9 protein-coding genes are annotated in these 16,022 nt (G+C 50.0%); all 9 read right to left on the bottom strand.

Annotated features, from left to right (window positions below):
* Positions 1-49: 49 nt before the first annotated feature.
* Complete coding sequence (locus tag H8S52_RS15395; RefSeq protein WP_117857688.1) at positions 50-526, bottom strand: lipocalin family protein; 477 nt, start codon at positions 524-526, stop codon at positions 50-52.
* A 24-nt stretch (positions 527-550) separates the two neighbouring features.
* On the bottom strand, positions 551-1,324 hold the full coding sequence (locus H8S52_RS15390; RefSeq protein ID WP_186910173.1) for a DUF1573 domain-containing protein: 774 nt from the start codon (positions 1,322-1,324) through the stop codon (positions 551-553).
* Between the two features lie 17 nt (positions 1,325-1,341).
* Positions 1,342-3,435 carry a subtilase family N-terminal domain-containing protein gene (locus H8S52_RS15385; RefSeq protein WP_186910172.1) on the bottom strand — a complete coding sequence of 698 codons (2,094 nt, stop codon included), beginning with the start codon at positions 3,433-3,435 and terminating at the stop codon, positions 1,342-1,344.
* 43 nt (positions 3,436-3,478) lie between these two features.
* Positions 3,479-5,452 (bottom strand): BACON domain-containing protein, encoded by a 1,974-nt coding sequence (locus tag H8S52_RS15380; RefSeq protein WP_186910171.1) that lies wholly within the window; start codon positions 5,450-5,452, stop codon positions 3,479-3,481.
* 20 nt (positions 5,453-5,472) lie between these two features.
* Entirely contained in the window at positions 5,473-8,271 is a 2,799-nt protein-coding gene (locus H8S52_RS15375; protein WP_186910170.1) for a DUF4458 domain-containing protein, read from the bottom strand.
* Positions 8,272-8,336: 65 nt separating this feature from the next.
* Positions 8,337-10,034 (bottom strand): BACON domain-containing protein, encoded by a 1,698-nt coding sequence (locus H8S52_RS15370; protein WP_186910169.1) that lies wholly within the window; start codon positions 10,032-10,034, stop codon positions 8,337-8,339.
* Positions 10,035-10,055: 21 nt separating this feature from the next.
* Positions 10,056-10,964, bottom strand: coding sequence for a DUF4984 domain-containing protein (locus H8S52_RS15365; RefSeq protein WP_255470095.1), 909 nt, complete (start codon positions 10,962-10,964; stop codon positions 10,056-10,058).
* 18 nt (positions 10,965-10,982) lie between these two features.
* On the bottom strand, positions 10,983-12,515 hold the full coding sequence (locus H8S52_RS15360) for a RagB/SusD family nutrient uptake outer membrane protein (RefSeq protein ID WP_117954923.1): 1,533 nt from the start codon (positions 12,513-12,515) through the stop codon (positions 10,983-10,985).
* A gap of 20 nt (positions 12,516-12,535) precedes the next feature.
* Positions 12,536-15,469, bottom strand: coding sequence for a TonB-dependent receptor (locus H8S52_RS15355; RefSeq protein WP_186910167.1), 2,934 nt, complete (start codon positions 15,467-15,469; stop codon positions 12,536-12,538).
* Between the last annotated feature and the right edge of the window lie 553 nt (positions 15,470-16,022).

Raw genomic sequence — 16,022 nt, 5'->3', positions numbered from 1 at the left:
AATAATTGTTAGAGTGAAAATTTATGAAAAAAAAACTGAAAAATCTGCTTTACTCGCCCTTGTCCACTTTTGCTTCCGCAATAATGTTTTCCGGTACTTTCTCGCAACGTATGTATTTGTTTACATCGTTCTCGTTGTCTTTCGCCGTCCATATCATCGAACCGCTTTCCAGTAAGTCGGTTACGATGTATTTGTTGTTCCATTCACCGTTGCCGAAATCATACTCTCCGCTGATGACGGCGCCCAGATAAGGGTCGTTTTTGATACTGAAACTTCCGGTGATGTAGCGGGCGTACATGCTGTCGAACTTCTGGTACATTTCAAAAGTCTGTTCCTTGCGGTTGAAGGTTATATAGCAGTATGTACCTTCCGCCAGCGGAGTTCCGTTCCATTCGGAAAGTTCCCACGTACCGTTCAGGTTGGCGGGAGTCACTTCCAGGGTCGGTATTATCGGCTCATCGTCATCGCAGGACACAAGGCAGCACAGAAAGACTGCCAAAGCCGTTAGTTTGAAAATATTCTTCATATCGGGTTTCTTGTTTTTTTATCGTTACTTGGTATAGTTTACTTTTATATTCAGGGTCCGGTCCGAAGGCCGGGCATCCACTCCTTCGATGATAATCGGGAATGTGAATGTCTTTTCCTTTCCGGCCGGAATCAGTGAGGCGTCTACCGTTACCACGATGTCGGCTTCACTGCCCGGTTGTATCACTTCCGGCTCTGTCCGGAAAGTTGCGAACTTCGGGATGACAAGTGCCGACAGGCGCAGCGGCTTGTCTCCGCTGTTTCCGCATAGAATCCGTTCGGAAGGTCGCTTTCCGGGCATCACTTCCTGAAATTCCATCCGGTTCTGTTTCAGTCTCAGTCTGCCCATTGCATACGGGTAGCGTGCCCATTCATCTGCTCCGGGAAGAACATTCCCGGTCAGGGTAAGGCGTGCCACGGGATGCTTTTCCGAGCAGGACAGATAGACGAATGCATCCGTATCTATCGTTCCGGGATGATTCTTCGGATGGAAAGTCAGTACAATCGTAGCGGTTTCTCCCGGCAGTATCTCTCCGGCAGGCAGTTCCGCTGCCGTACATCCGCAGGTGGTCCGTACCTTGGTGACGGTAACGGCTTCCTTGCTTATGTTCCTGCCCGTAAAGCGGCAGGCCTGCGGAGCATCATCCTCGGTCAGCGTTCCGATCTCCAGTGTGCTTTTGTCGAAACGCAGTATGGATTCCGCCTGCTGCATCAGTGGCGGGTTTATCAGCGAGTCGGCTTTTTGCAGCCAAGGGACACGGGCAAATATCAATAACACTATCCAAGTAATTAGTTTCATTAATCAATTACATTAAATTACATCCAGCCGTTGCCGCCGGCATTTTGGCGTACGGTGACGGTGATTGTCTGTGCGCTTCCATCGCTTACCTTCACTGTGATGTGTGTGGCGCCGGTTTTTACGCCGGTTACTTCCATCAGGTTGTTGCTGACGGTAACCGTTGCCACGGCGGCATCGTCCGATGTACAGGTATAGGTCAGCTTTTCACCGTTTACAAAGTAGTAGGCAAGGTTTACGGTCGATGTGCCTCCTTCGGCAACGTACACATTCGGCACTTTCATATCCGAACCGCTTCCTTCGATATTGCTCAGCAATATTCCTGCATCTACCATTCCCGTACCCATTTTGCCGATGTATTTCGATAAATCCATGACGGCAGGAGTGGCGGCGGGCGAGTTGTGGTTACGGTAATATGTTTTCTTTTTACCGTTGCTGTACCAATTATCAACCGGTTTTACAGACTCTTTCAACAATGCCACGAATTCACTTGCCTTGAAATGACGGCGCTGTTTCACGGCATACGACAAACCCAATGCAGCCACACCCGATACATGCGGGCATGCCATTGAAGTACCGTCCATATAACCATAGGCCGGACTTCCGTTCCGAATCATGGTAGAAAGAATGGAGCCGGAAACCTCATTGTTTTCCCAAAACTCATCATCTTCCTGTCCTATGGCATTATAATACTCCGTATCGCCTCCCGGGGCACATACATCTACTTCCGTACCGAAGTTGGTATAAGAAGAAGGCGTAAAGTCTGCGGCAACCGCACTTACCGTGACGCATTTGGAGTAAGCTCCCGGAAAACCGGAGGCTCCCGCATATTCGTTGCCCGATGCAAACACGGCGATGCCGCCGTCTATTACTCCGTTCGGAGAGCCTGCATTGTTGATGAAGTAGTCCAGAATTTCTTTTTCCAGCGGATAAGTATCGGCCCATTCTTTTTCTGTGGCGGGTCCGGGAGTGTATCCTTCCACCTCATTCGCTTCGGCAGAGTTGTAACCCCAGCTGCATTGCAGGATAACAGCTCCGTTGTCGGCAGCATACTTAATGGCTTTGGCTTCTCCGTTCAGGCTTACACTGTTGTTGCCGGAAAAGACCTGGCAAATCATAATCTTTACACCCGAGTTCTTCGTTCCGTCTCCTCCGGCTATGCCGCAGACTCCTTCTCCGTTGTTCATGGCGGCAATCGTACCGGATACATGTGTTCCATGGCCTATATCCTCCACGTCTGTCCACGAAATGTTCGCTGTATTGGTTACGAAGTTATAGCCGTATTTATCGTCCTTATATCCGTTGCCGTCGGCATCTGTCCCGGCACGGAGCTCTTCGCCCTCGTTCACCCATATATTGTCTGCCAGGTCGGGATGCGTGTACATCACGCCGTCGTCCAGTACGGCAACGATAACGGACGGATCGCCTGTGCATTTCTGCCATGCCTCATAGCAACCGGTATCGCATCCGGCAGACGACCCGGCGATGATTTCGCCTGCGTTGTTCTGCTTGTCGAAAGCGTTTTGACCGGAGTTGATGTAATGCCATTGGTAGGGAAGTCCGGGGTCCGAAAATCTTCCAGCCGGTACTCCGCTACGGGTGGCAGCCCGCTGTTGCAGGGCGGACTGGCTGATATAGCTGCGGCGGTTTTTAACATCATAGGCACGCTTGATACGCTGGTTTCCCTGAACTTTTGAGATTTCTCCCAGTGCGGAAAGGCGTTTTGCCGCTTCCTGCAAGTCGGTATCTTCATCGAATTTTACCTGATACCACAGATGCAGGCCGGCTATGCGGGTACGTTCTTCGTTCTTGCTGTCTATCGGGAAAATACGTTCGAAATGGTATCCGCCTAAAATCTCCAGCACTTCATCGGTCGAGGGGATGCCTGAGCGGGTCATCGCTCCGCCGCTTCCTGTTGCACGGGTCATTGTCCGGTCGAGGATATCGGTCATTTCGGGTTTGAACTTGATTAACAGTTCACCCGAGTTGACATCGGCGGGAAGCCGGACTTCCGTCCCCCCGTTCGGGGTGGACGGCTGTTCGATAATATCCTGCTCCGTACAAGCAGTCAGCGCCAGGATGATGAGTGCGTTGTATAAGAATTTTTTCTTCATTGTCTTTTTTTAATTATCTGGTTAATAAGTACCTGTCCGGAGCTTAGTTGGATGTTGACACATAACGCTGGTAGTACCACGGGTAGGCTACTCCGTTTACTTTGGCGTCAACAGATTTTTCTTTGCCGTAGTAATATTCGAAGTTGAATTTTATAGCATCGATATTGTTGAATCCCACTTTGGCTCCTGCAGAGTTCTTACCGTTCTCCTGCTGGTTGAAAAGCAGTATTTCCGGCCCCCATTCTGCAAAGTATGGGTGGAATAGAATCCATTTGGGCAACGGACCGGTCAGGAAGTTCAGGTTGATGGAGAAGGAACGTGCTTTCGGCAGTACGCGCGGAACGTCCTTTCCGGTTACCGACAGGGCGTTGCCACCGGTTTCGGTAAATACAACGGTATTGTCACCGGTTTTCAGCCAGATACAGGTGTCGCCTACCAGTTTGTCCTTATAGTCGTCCTTATTATTAGAAAAGTCATCGTCCTGATAGCGGGTCGGTTTACCGGCTTTTTGGAGTGCGGTATCCACCTCATCGTCCGTAGGAAGCTGTCCTTCTATAAAATTGTAGGAGAGCCGCAGGCTTCTCAATTTGTCCCAGGTAAGCAATTTCAGGAATGCTTCTTTCTCTGCTCCTGAAGTGATGTCGATATGCAGTCCGAGGGGTCTTCCGTTATAAGAAGAACCTTGGCTCAGGTCGGAATAAGAGTCGCTCCGGCGGCATCCGGTCAGGTTGAAGGCATAAAGTTCCGGGAAGTTTTCTTCGTTTACTACTTCGGTAATGGCAGCCAGCGACGGGAAATTATTGCCCGACAGGTCCAGCTTCTCCAGTCCCCGATAACTTTTGTCTACCTTGCCTCCCAACTTAATGAAGTTGTCGGGCAGTTTCTCCATACCATAGGCAAATACAGTCAGCGATTTCAGGTATTTCAGTTCACAGATTTCCTCGCCCAGCGAAACGATACGTGTCTGGTTGTTGGAATTACTTTGGATTTCGAAGGATTCCAGGTACTTGAGATAACGTACTTCTTTAGGCAATATTTCGCCTTCCTGCAGGTTGAACAGGGAGAATTTAACGGAACGTACACGTCCCACCGCTCCTTCGGGTATATCCTTGTCGGTAGCTTCCCATAAGGTTACATAATCCCAGTTCTGCATGTTCTCGCTCGTATCGAACGATATCATACTCTGAATTTTCTCGTTAATGGTGATAATGGCCAACGAGTCGCCCGAACGGTTATCCTCGATTTTGGGCGCTGCCTTTTGGGTTACTGTCAGGATGAACGCTTCGATAGGGTTGCCGTTGTCGTCCACCAGCTGGTCTTCTCCCGGGTTTTGCGGAACAAAACGTATTTTGGCTATCCGGGTGTAGGGAGTCGTATTCATTTCCCAGCGGAATTTGGCTTTGACGGTACGCGGACGTGCTTTCCGGTCGAGGTTCAGTTTCAGTTCCGTGTCTTTGGGGGGTGTAATCCAGCCGGTCTTGTCTGCCTCGAATTCCACTTTGTCCTCATCGGTCATTGTTTCCGCTTCGGCAAAGGAGTACTCAATGTTCTCCTTGTCTATCAGGAAGTTGACATTGCTCGATATGACTGCCTCGAAAAGGCGCTTGTCGTAGGCTGCCGAACTTTCTATTTTCACATCCGGTTCTTTGACTATGATTTGCTTGCCGAAGCCGAATTGGGTAACGGTAATCAGCTTGGCTTCCTGTCCTTCCAAGGCGAAACGGATTTGTGAGGTGCGTGCCGTGTTCTCCAAGGTAGAGTCGATGGCAAGCTGGCACTCCGCCGAACTGGAACCGTTGGCCGGTGATACGAAAATCCATGGTTTGGATGCTCCGGCAACCCAGTTGCTGTAAGAGGTAACGGCAATCTGCTCGGTTCCACCTTCCGGACCGATTGTTATTTCTTCCTTATCCACTGCAATGCCACCGGGGATACTTGTGCTATCATCGTCTTTACATGCACCTGCCAGTCCCATGAAAAGAATCACTCCCGGTATTATTTTATATACATATTTCATTGATAGAATCTTTATTGGGTTTATCGTTTAATGTCTAATGCATCACAGCCGCGTATATCCTGAGTCTTGTCATATATCAGTTTATACCTGCCTGCCCTGATTTGCGAGCATACGCTTGTTACATCGATGCTGATGTTCGGATTGTCTTTGATATCCAGGATATACAGTTGCGAGGTTAATGTCTCATTGACTTTACGGATGTCGTTTGCACCTATCTGTAACTGAATCAGGCTCGGACAGGTCGTAATTCCGGTCGGCCATTCGCGCAGGATGCGGTTGCCGTTGGCATCGCGCTGGTGACGGATGCCGATGGCTTGCAACTGGCTGCTGTTCAGCGGGGCTGTCGGAAATTTCGAGAAGCAGTTGTAGCTGATATCCATATTTTTCAAGTAAGGCAACGTGGTTGCCCTGAAATCGTCCGAGAGCTTTGTCAGCTTGTTGAAGCGCAGGTCGATAACGGTCAGCAGATGCGTGTTCTTATAGTTGCCTTCAGAAGATTTCAGAGAGTTCTCCGGTATCTCTGTCATCAGGTTGTTGCTCAGGTCGATGGTAGAGATAGGCGACCCTTTGGCAAACAATTCCGTAGGGAAGTTCTTTATCAGGTTGTTCGATAGACTTATCGTAGCGGCATTAATCCCCTTGAAGTCATCCAAATCACAATTGATGTTTTTCCCGTCATTCTTTCCTATCCGGTTGTATGAGAAGTCCACAGAACCCATTGTGTAGATAGATTCCGCATCGAAAATATTGGGGATGTATTCTATCAGGTTGTGTGCAAAACTCAAATCCTCCACCTGGTCGGTGAACCCGCAGAAGTTTTCCGGGATTTCGGTAATCCGGTTGTTGTTCAAAGTCAGGGTGGTGAGTTCTACCTCCTTGCCGAAGGCTTCCAGTTTCCCTGTCAGGTTGTTATTGATACAGTCGAGCAGTCCCAGCTTCCTCATCTTGTTCAGCGATGCGTGCGGTGGGAATTTCGTCAGGTTGTTGTTGCTGAGGTAGAGAATCTGGAGCTTGGCGCCTACGGGAGCATTTGCTAATTTTTCCCAGTCGGCGGTCAGTTGGTTACCCGTTCCGTCTTTTGCTCCGTTCAGCCCGTCGATACCTTTGTTATTGGCAATGTTCAGCAACTGAATTTCGGGCAGCTCGAACAGGAAGTCGGGCAGCCTCGTGAGGTTCGGACAGTTGTAAAGCTCCATGTCCGTCAGTTCCGTAAGATTTCTCCAGAGCCATGAACCGCTTTCTGCTTCGTACGACCGGGCATATTCGGAATTGGCATTTTCCCACTCCTTGCAAATATCCTCTGCCTTGATAGGCGAATTGGCTATGTAGAACTGTTGCAGGTTCTTCAACCGCATGACGGCTTTTGAAATGAAAGTAATTTTATTGGTCGTTTGCCCTATCTGTACATCTTTCATATCAATGCGGCTGCTCTTCTTTATATCGGGCAGTTGCGGGTCGCGGTTGATACCGTCCTGCAGGAGTTCCGACAGGTTCTCTCTGGGGTCATAGTCAAGAAACAGTTCCTTGTAGTGCATACGCATCTTCTGTTTTTGCGCGTCGCTCATATCCGGAGTTATTCCACCGGTACCGAACAGTCTGCCGCCCAGCTTTTCGTTGTGCGAACCGAGAGACAGTACCCTTAGTTCCGTCAACTGGCCGATGGCGTCCGGTACTCTGCCTTTGGCTCCGAACCCTTCGAGCGAGAGGCTGATGACGCGTCCTTTGTTATCCAGCGACACACCCGGCTGGTTGCCCCACATATCTATTTCTTTGTTGAAATTCCAGGTTGTCCCGGCGGGATTTGTTTCGCCGTTATAACTCCAGTTTTTTCCGTCGAGCGCTTCCCAGATGGCTTTCAGTGCAATGTAATCTTTGATGTAAGCTGCTGTCGGCGACAACTGGATGGGAACGATAGCATCGTCCGTCTGCTTGTTGTCCTCGATGCTGAACATCTCTCCTGCAAGCTGGCTTCTGGAATCGAGGGTGGTAACTGCAATGCCGCTCTTTTTATAGATAGTATAAGAGGTCACCTGGTAAGTTCCGGCAGGCAGCCATACGACAGAATCGCATTTGGCGGTTCCTATATCTTTATATTTGTCCTTGTGTTGGTTGCTGTCATCGGTGTAGTCCGGATTCGGGTGTTCCTCGTATTCTTCCTTATAAGAAACCTTCAGATTTTTGATGGTGACGGGTACGCGTGTAAATGTATTGGTCACCGTTACATCGATAATCTTTATGTCGCTGAACAGGTAATCGATGTCCGGGTCTCCGGCGGCACGTGTGGCAAGTCCGTCCTTTACCAGCTTGAAAGTTACCGTTCCGCGTGTCTGCGAGTCTGTAACGAGGTCTTTGGTGGTCAGCCCGCGTGAAACGACTTCGAAGGTCTCGTTCTCGCCGGTTGATATGCCGGTAATGACTTCATCCAGCTTGTCGAACAGCTTATAGCCTATGATTTTGTAACTTCCTGTCAGCAGTTTCAGCTTTTCACTTCGCATGCCGTATTCGGCATTGTTTTCGTTATAGGCGTTCAGAACGAGCGTCTGGGTGATGCTCATGCCGTTGTGCTGCATTTCGATTTCCACCTTTTGGGCATCAATCAGCTTGTCCAGCCCGGAGGCGCGGGTAGACACCGCATCCGTCCGGGTTTTCTCTTCTTGTGTATAGGACGATGACTTGTAGAGCTTGAACTGTACGTAGCCGTATTGCTTGCCTTCCAGTTCATCCTTGTCGTCGGAGCATCCGCCTGCCACCATGCCGCATAGCATGGTGACAAGTACTGCAAGAAACAGTTTTCCTTTTATAATTTTCTGTGAATTCATTTATTTTTTCTTTTCTGTAGTTTGAGTTACAGTGATTGCCTGTACGTATTCCGTTAGAAGTTTGTTTACTCTTGCGTATCGTCGTACACTTCTACGATACAGAGCGCAAGGGTTGTACCTTCTTCGTCCTTAACCACCAGTTGGTAGTCGTTGCCGTACGTTTCGTAGCTGGTATTGTCAAAGGAGATGCCTATTCCGTTGATACGTACTAATTTGAGCGCATCCTGAGACCAGGCCTGTCCTGCCATTTTCTCGGACGAAATATTCTCATAAGAGGCTTTCTCCGTTATTTCCTGGTCGGTAGCGGCATCAACGGCTTCGAATATCAGTTTGCCCGGACCGTATCCCGGTTCTCCCATTTCATCGAACTTTTTGAGCAGGCTTTTGGGAACTGAGGCTTTCCATACATTGTTGTCGGTTACATTATATGAACTGACATCGGTCGAATTCTTTAAGTCTTCGAATTTGACGAAAGCACCTTCAAAGAAATCCTTTATGTTTCTGAAGCCGGTCTGGTCGTAATCGTACGCATACATAAACAATGCCTGGAATCTGATTCTTTCACCCTGTTCCTGCCAGGCTTCCTGTGTAATACTGGTCATGATGTTGTTTGCATAGCTTACCTTGATGTCTCCCGAGTTTTCGTCGATGAGGTGGCCTGCCCAGTTGCTTTTTATTTCATCATAAACGGCTTTGGGGAATACCATGACGGTGGCAGTTCTTTCTTCGGTATTACTGTTGGGGTCGACAGTAACCGTAACCTTGTCCTTATTGTTGCCTGTTCCTGTAACGGCATGCAGCCAGCTTACCGTACTGCTGAAATCATAGGCAAACTCTACCTCTCCGTCGTCATTGATACTTTTCGTAGCAGCGAATATTACAGGTTGGAATTCATCATTGTACGCTGTAATGGTCGATTGCATATTCTCTACGATTCCGTTGTCGTCTGATAATTCCTCGCCGGATACGCTTGCTACTGCATTGAGATAGGTGGGGCTGATGGCGATGGCATCCCGTTGCAATCCTTCGTACACGACGGGTATCTCCACCTTGCGCACCTTGTCCGTTTGGGCTGTGGCGGCATCTTCTGTAACGAAAGTCAGGGTATAAGTACCTGCGGCAATCGGATACTTGGGGTTCAGTCCGCTTGTGTTCTCGGTATTGAAGGTGAACTGGTAGGTTCCCGCCTTTTCATCGATGGTATAGCTCAGCCATTCCGGATTGGTGAAGCCTATCTTTACACCGCTTTCCGCCTCTGCCTTGATAACGGTATAAACGGGCGAGGAGGCTGTGTTGCCCTTGATTGTCAGCGGATGGGTCTTGTCGTATACATTACCGGCTTCGTCGCTGACGATGAGGTCGGCATACTCTTTTCTGGCACGTGTCACCTTATAGATGATTTGCGATTCGTTGCCAATCTTCAGGGTGATTTCAGCCACGGCGTCTTCGTTGTGGCTCTGTCCGTCGGCTGATGTTGCGATGGTCACGGTCTGCTTTCCTGCCTTTCCATAGATGAGGCTTTCCAGGAATTCGCCGTTCTGGAACTTGCACCATCCGGCACTGCTGGACAGCTCCCAGTCGGCGGTTGTCTCAAAAGATATTTCGGCTGTTTCACCGGCGGCACAGTTTATGTTTTTCAGTCCGGGGAATACAATGGGCTTGTTTCCTTCGCCGTCGTCATCCGAGCATGCGGTGAATGTTGCGATAATCATCATGGCCAATGCCATGATACGGCTCATACTTTTCAGTTCTGCTATTTTCATAATTGTATGATGGTTATGGGGTTAATATCCTTGTTCTTTCAGTTTCTCGGCTTCCGCTTCGCTAATCCACTCGATGATGTTGGCGGGGGTATCCACCACGCCCACAAGCGAACCGTCCTTGTTATCTACACGGATGCTGACGTAGTGGAAGATAAACTTCTCGCAGGTGTTGAAGTAGGCGGGGGCGTTTGAGGGTTGTGTCATGACCAGCTTGCCGTTGCCGTGTATGGTATTGAACAGTTCGGCGGTGTTGCCGCAGACATGCTCTTCCATTTCGATGCTTGGGTCAAGTATATCCTCGTTGTTGAATTTCAGCTTGGTGTCGTATCCGTCGAAGTACAGTCCGTGCAGCACAATCGTGTTCTCTTCTCCTTCCACGATTTCGGAAGTAATCAGGCGCAGGGTCGTATTCTCCATATAGGTGTTGAAAAATGTCGAGGTAACCTTGCAGTATCCGGTAAAGGTATGGATGTCGAACGGGCATGCCTTCTGCATCACCACTTTGGTTTCCGTGCCGTATTTGTGCCATTGCTCCACATCGGGGATAATCAGCCGCAGGGCGAATCCGAGCGAATCGTTGATTCCGATATTCTCATATACACCTTCTATTTCGACATTGGCGGCCACTTCACCCGCTTTGATGGTTACGGTGTTGGAAAGAAGTCTGTAGTGTTTTCCTTCCACGGCATTGCTTTCCTTGTCCACCACTTCTACGGCGAACGTGCGGTCATAGTCGGCCCGCCGGGTGGCGGATACGGGGACTTCGAACTTCTCGTTGCTCTCCTGTACGGCATAGTGGTAAAGCGTGTCGGAGAACATCAGGTAGTTGCGTCCGTTGTACAGCACCTTGTCCTGGTCGCATCCGGCAAGTCCTGTCAGAGCCACCAAGATGGCGAGGGCTACCATACATCCGGTTAATAGTTTCTTCATTATCATAAATCTTTGGGCTTATTTGTTACTTTCATTAGGTTCTATTTCCGAGCCGGGCGCGTCCAGTTCGTGCTGGGGTATGGGCCATACGAACAGCGGGTCGTCTTTTTCCACTTTCAGGCTGCTGCCGTTGGACAGCGACTGGTCCTGGGACTTGCGTTCAAATCCTTTGTGCCAGCGTTTCAGGTCGTGCAGGCGGAAGCCTTCCATATAGAGTTCCTTTACGCGTTCCTGTTCGATGACATCCATTGCATTTTCCTTGTTCATGGCGGTGGAACCTCCGTACGAGGCATAGCGTGCCGTACGGAGCACGGATATGTCGCTTCCCGCCTTGCCGTAGTCGGGATGTTCCTGCTGTACATACGCCTCTGCACGGATAAGGTACTGTTCCGACAGGCGGAGTACTTTCGGCATGCTGACGTGGAGGATGTTGTAATTGACGAACGATTCGTTGCCGAAATATTTAATCAGCAGCGGCCAGGTAAGTCCGTGGCTGTATCCGGTGGTGAAGCTCTGGAAGTAAGTGGAGACACGCAGGTCGTTCAGGTCGTACAGGTTGATGACCCATTCTGCCGGTACATAGTCGGGACGTACGCTGCTGTAGTCGTAGTTGGCGAATACCTGTCCCAGCGCGCCGCCGTAGGAATTGATGGTAAAGCCCACTTTCCAGATGGCTTCGGTGGAGAAGTCGTTGGTCCACATGTATTTGTAGTAGCTTGCGCTCGAAGTGGCTGCCTGTGTGCAGCTCGACAGGTAGTAGTAACCGCTGTCTATGACTTTGGTGGCATACTTGATGGCCTCGTCCCACCGCTTCATATAGAGAAGTACGCGGGCGCGGAGGGCATGCACCGTATATTCGTTGAAGTAGATGCTGTCGTACAGTGTTCCCTGCGTATCGGTATTGAAGTCTTCCTCAAGTTCCAGCAGCTCTGCCGCACGGTCGAGGTCGTCGAGGATAAATTGGTAGGAGTCTTTCAGCGAAGCGCGCCTCATGGTTTCGTCGCCCAGATAGTGTTGGCTCAGGATAACTCCCAACTGGCCGGCGGCGTCCTCGTCGCTTTCGTATGCCTTGCAGAAAAGTTTCACCAGTTCCGAGTAGGCAAGTGCGCGGGCAAAGTAAGCTTCTCCGCAACATTGGTCCAGCTTGTCGAGGTCTTTGTCGTCGGTGGTCTTTTTCCGTACGGCGTCCGCACGGTCGAGCATGAAGTTGCAGCGGTTTATCACTTCGTACAACGCACCGTACACGGCTTCGATGTCGGTATTGGTGGGTTTGATTTCTTTCCAGCGCCAGATGTCGCCGTAGATGTTGGTGTTGCCGTTCACTCCGTACACCAGGTCGGTCTGTATGTCGGGCAGCAGTGTCAGGTTGCCCGAGTAGAGGTAATTGCTCCTGAAAGCATCATAGATACCGATAACCGCGAGGTTTATGTCGGATACCGTTTGCAGTGACTTGTCGAAAGGAATCCCGTCCTCCGGCATCTTGTCCAGACAGGAAGCGGACGACACTGCCATGGCAATCAGTATGATGTATAGTTTGAATTTCTTAATCATTTTTCTTTTGCTTGATAGGTTTAGAATGAAACTTCGATGCCCAGCGTAAACTGGCGCGAAGCCGGGTACTGTGCCCGGTAGATGTTGCTCGACATTTCGGGGTCGAGTCCGGTGAATCCTGTAAAGGTCAGCAGGTTCTGTCCTTGCAGGTACACGCGTGCCGAGGTGAAGAAATTGGTCTTCTTCAGCAGCGGTTGCGGCAGTGCGTATGCCAGTGTCAGGTTCTTGAGGCGCAGGAACGAGGAGTTCTCCAGGAAGCGGTCGTCCAGTTGCGCCGTCACGCCGTAGCGGGGGATGTCGGTGATGTCGCCCGGTTTCTTCCAGCGGTCGTACAGCAGGCGGCGCGACTGGTTATAGGTGCTGTACAGTCCGTTGCTCTCTTCAAAGAAGCGGTCGTTGTTCATCACCCAGCGGTCGGCCATCCAACTGAACTGTGCCGACAGCGAAAGCCCCTTCCATGCGAAAGTCGTGCCGAAGCCGCCCGCCCACGGGGCGTCGAACGTCTTTCCGGTCATCACCTTGTCGCCTTCGTTAAATTCGGTGGTCAGTTCGCCGTCCTTGGTATACCACAGGGCATCGCCGTTGGCGGGGTTCACGCCGGCGTAGCGGTTCAGGAAATATTCGTGTACGGGATGTCCCACGACGAATTTCAGTCCGGTGGTGGAGTTTACGTACTCCTGCACGCCGTTGTACAGTTCCACCAGCTTGTTCTTGTTGTAGGACACGTTGGCGTTGAGGTTCCAGGTGAAATCTTTGGTGCGTATGATGTCGCTGTTGACCGACACTTCCACGCCCCGGTTCACCATCGCTCCGATATTGTCCCAGCGGTAGCCCTCGCCGGTGATGGCATAGCTTTCGGGTACGGACATCAGCATGTCGGTGGTTTTCTTGTGATAGAAGTCGATGTCGAGGTTGACGCGGTTGAAGAAGCCCAGGCGCAGCCCGATGTTGTTGGACCAGGTCTGTTCCCAGCTCAGCTCTTCGTTGCCACTCTGTTTGGGGTAGATACCGGCTTCGTCGTTATACTTCGGACCGCCGGAAACGAGTGCCAGGTGGTCGTAGTAGGGTATTTCCGAGTTGCCCGATGTACCGGTGCTGAGTGCGATTTGTGCTCCCGTCAGCCATTCGATGTCTTTCAGGAACGGTTCGTTCTTGATGTTCCACATAAGGCCGAGCGACCAGAACATACCCCAGCGGTGGTCTTTGCCGAAACGCGAGGAGGCGTCGGTACGTACGGCCATTTCGCCGTAATACAGGTCCTTGTAGTTATATTCGCCGCGAAGGAAGAACGAGAGGTAGGAGTATGCACTGGTGGTGTCGTCCCAGGAAGAGGCGCGCGTACCGGAGCTGATGTTCGTAAGGAAGTCGTTGGACTGTCCTTTCGTTACCACTTGGAAACCGCTGGACTGGTAGTCCATGGCCTCTTGCCCCAGCATGAAGTTGAAAGAGTGGTCGTCGTTCAGTGCCCAGCGATAGTTGGCGGTGGCCGTCTCGCTCAGCTTCAGCACATCCGCCGAGTTGCGTCCGGCGGTACCCTGTTCGTTGTTGATGACGTAGCTTGGGAACGACTGCATGAAAGTGGTGGAGTGCGAGTAGTCCGCGCCGAACTGTATGCGTACGGTCAGGTTCTGTATCGGGGTGATGTCTGCGAATACGGTGGAGAGTACTTTGTATTTCTTGTAGCTTACCGGGTTGTTTGCCATCCATTCGATGGGGTTCTGTCCCGTACCCGTCCATGTGCCGTTGTTCTCGGATGCCAGCGAACCGTCTTTGTTGTACGGGCTCCAGTAGGGGAGCATGAAGCGCGAGCCGGCTATCGGCGTATAAATCGCCATGTCTCCCTCTTCCGCCTGTTGCACTTCCTCGTAGGCAGACATCGTGCTTGTGCCTATCTTCAGCCAGTTGCTGGCTTTCACTTCGGCATTGGCACGCATGTTGTAACGGCGGAAGGAAGAGTTCTGGGCAATACCGTCCTGGTCGTAGAATCCGCCCGAAACGTAGTAGTTCAGTCGTTCGGTGGCGCGGTTCACGGAGAGTTCGTAGTTCTGCAACGGTGCGCGGTCGTTGAAAATCTCTTTCAGCCAGTTGACGTTGGTGCGTGAGAGCAGTTCGTAGTCCTGCCCGGTGTCCAGGCCTATTTCTTTCTCGAACTGTATGCGTTCGGGGGTGTTCATCATGGTCCATTTGCCGTCGGATGCCAGTTGGGAGAAGCCGTATTGCGCGCGTAGCGTAACCTTGGCTTTGTCTATGGAGAGGCCGCGTTTGGTGGTGATTACCACTACGCCGTTGGCGGCGCGTGCGCCGTAGATGGAGGTTGAGGAAGCATCTTTCAGTACGGAAATCGATTCGATGTCGCCCGGGCTGATGGCGTTGAAGTCCGAGCTGGCAATGGGCACGCCGTCCAGGATAAACAGCGGTGATGTGCCCGAATTGATGGAGTTTGTACCACGGATTTGGAATACGGCTGCCTTGCTGGGTTCTCCCGAGTTGGAGATGACCGACAGGCCCGGAGTCTGTCCCTGCAAAGCCTGGTCGAACCCGGCTGCCGGTACATTTTCCATCTTTTCCGCTTTTACGGTAGATACGGAACCTGCTATGGTTCCTTTCTTGCGTACGCCGTAGGCTACCACTACCACTTCGTCTACCATTTCGGTATTCGGTTCCATAATTACATTGTAACGGGTTGCCGCCGTAAACAGTTTTTCCACTGTTTTCATACCTACGTACGAATACTGCAAGGTGGCGGGAGACTTGCTTACCGTGATACTGTAATTACCGTCAATATCGGTAATTACACCGTTTGCTGTGCCTTTTTCAACTACAGATACTCCGATTACCGGGAGGTTGTCTTCCGCCGATAAGATTTGTCCTGTTATCCGGAATCCTCCCTGTGCCAGCAGGTACGGGATTCCGAACTGTGTTAAAAGCACAAACAAGAGAATTGCTTTTCTCATTTTTGTTCTTTTAATGGTTTGATTAATACTTAATGTTTCTGTTTTTTAGTTTGGAGCGGAAAGAGACATTTTCCAGGTGTATATTGCCGTCCTTTTATTTTTTTTACAGTTTTGTTTGCTTTCGTTTTTCTGTAATATTAGTCCAATTAAAGGATAACATCGGGGTTCCTTGTAGCTTTTCTGTTTTTAATGATGCTGTAATAATGTTAATTTTTTATTTACAAAAAGCCCTCTGTTTAAAACTTTCTTTGGATAAATTTGCAACAAATATAAAGAAAGTTCTGAAAAAAAATATATATTCTATGTTGTTTTTATAAATTATTTATAATTTTGCAAAAAGATAACAGTGTGATAACCCCTTTCTCTCTTTTGTTTTTTTCCCTTATTATCCCCCTGTTTTCGATTGTATTATTTCTCTTTATTTATTAATTAATTAGGGACATTCATTAAATATTACAAAATTAGCCAACTAATTCATACACAAATTATTGCGAATTAGTTGGCTTTTTTGTATCTTTAGGTATTCCCCCGAAAACAAGGTTTGACGGCCAAA

It is taken from the genome of Bacteroides sp. NSJ-48, from assembly GCF_014287405.1.
Lineage (GTDB): Bacteria > Bacteroidota > Bacteroidia > Bacteroidales > Bacteroidaceae > Bacteroides > Bacteroides stercoris.
This window is presented reverse-complemented; position numbering and strand designations above follow the sequence as displayed.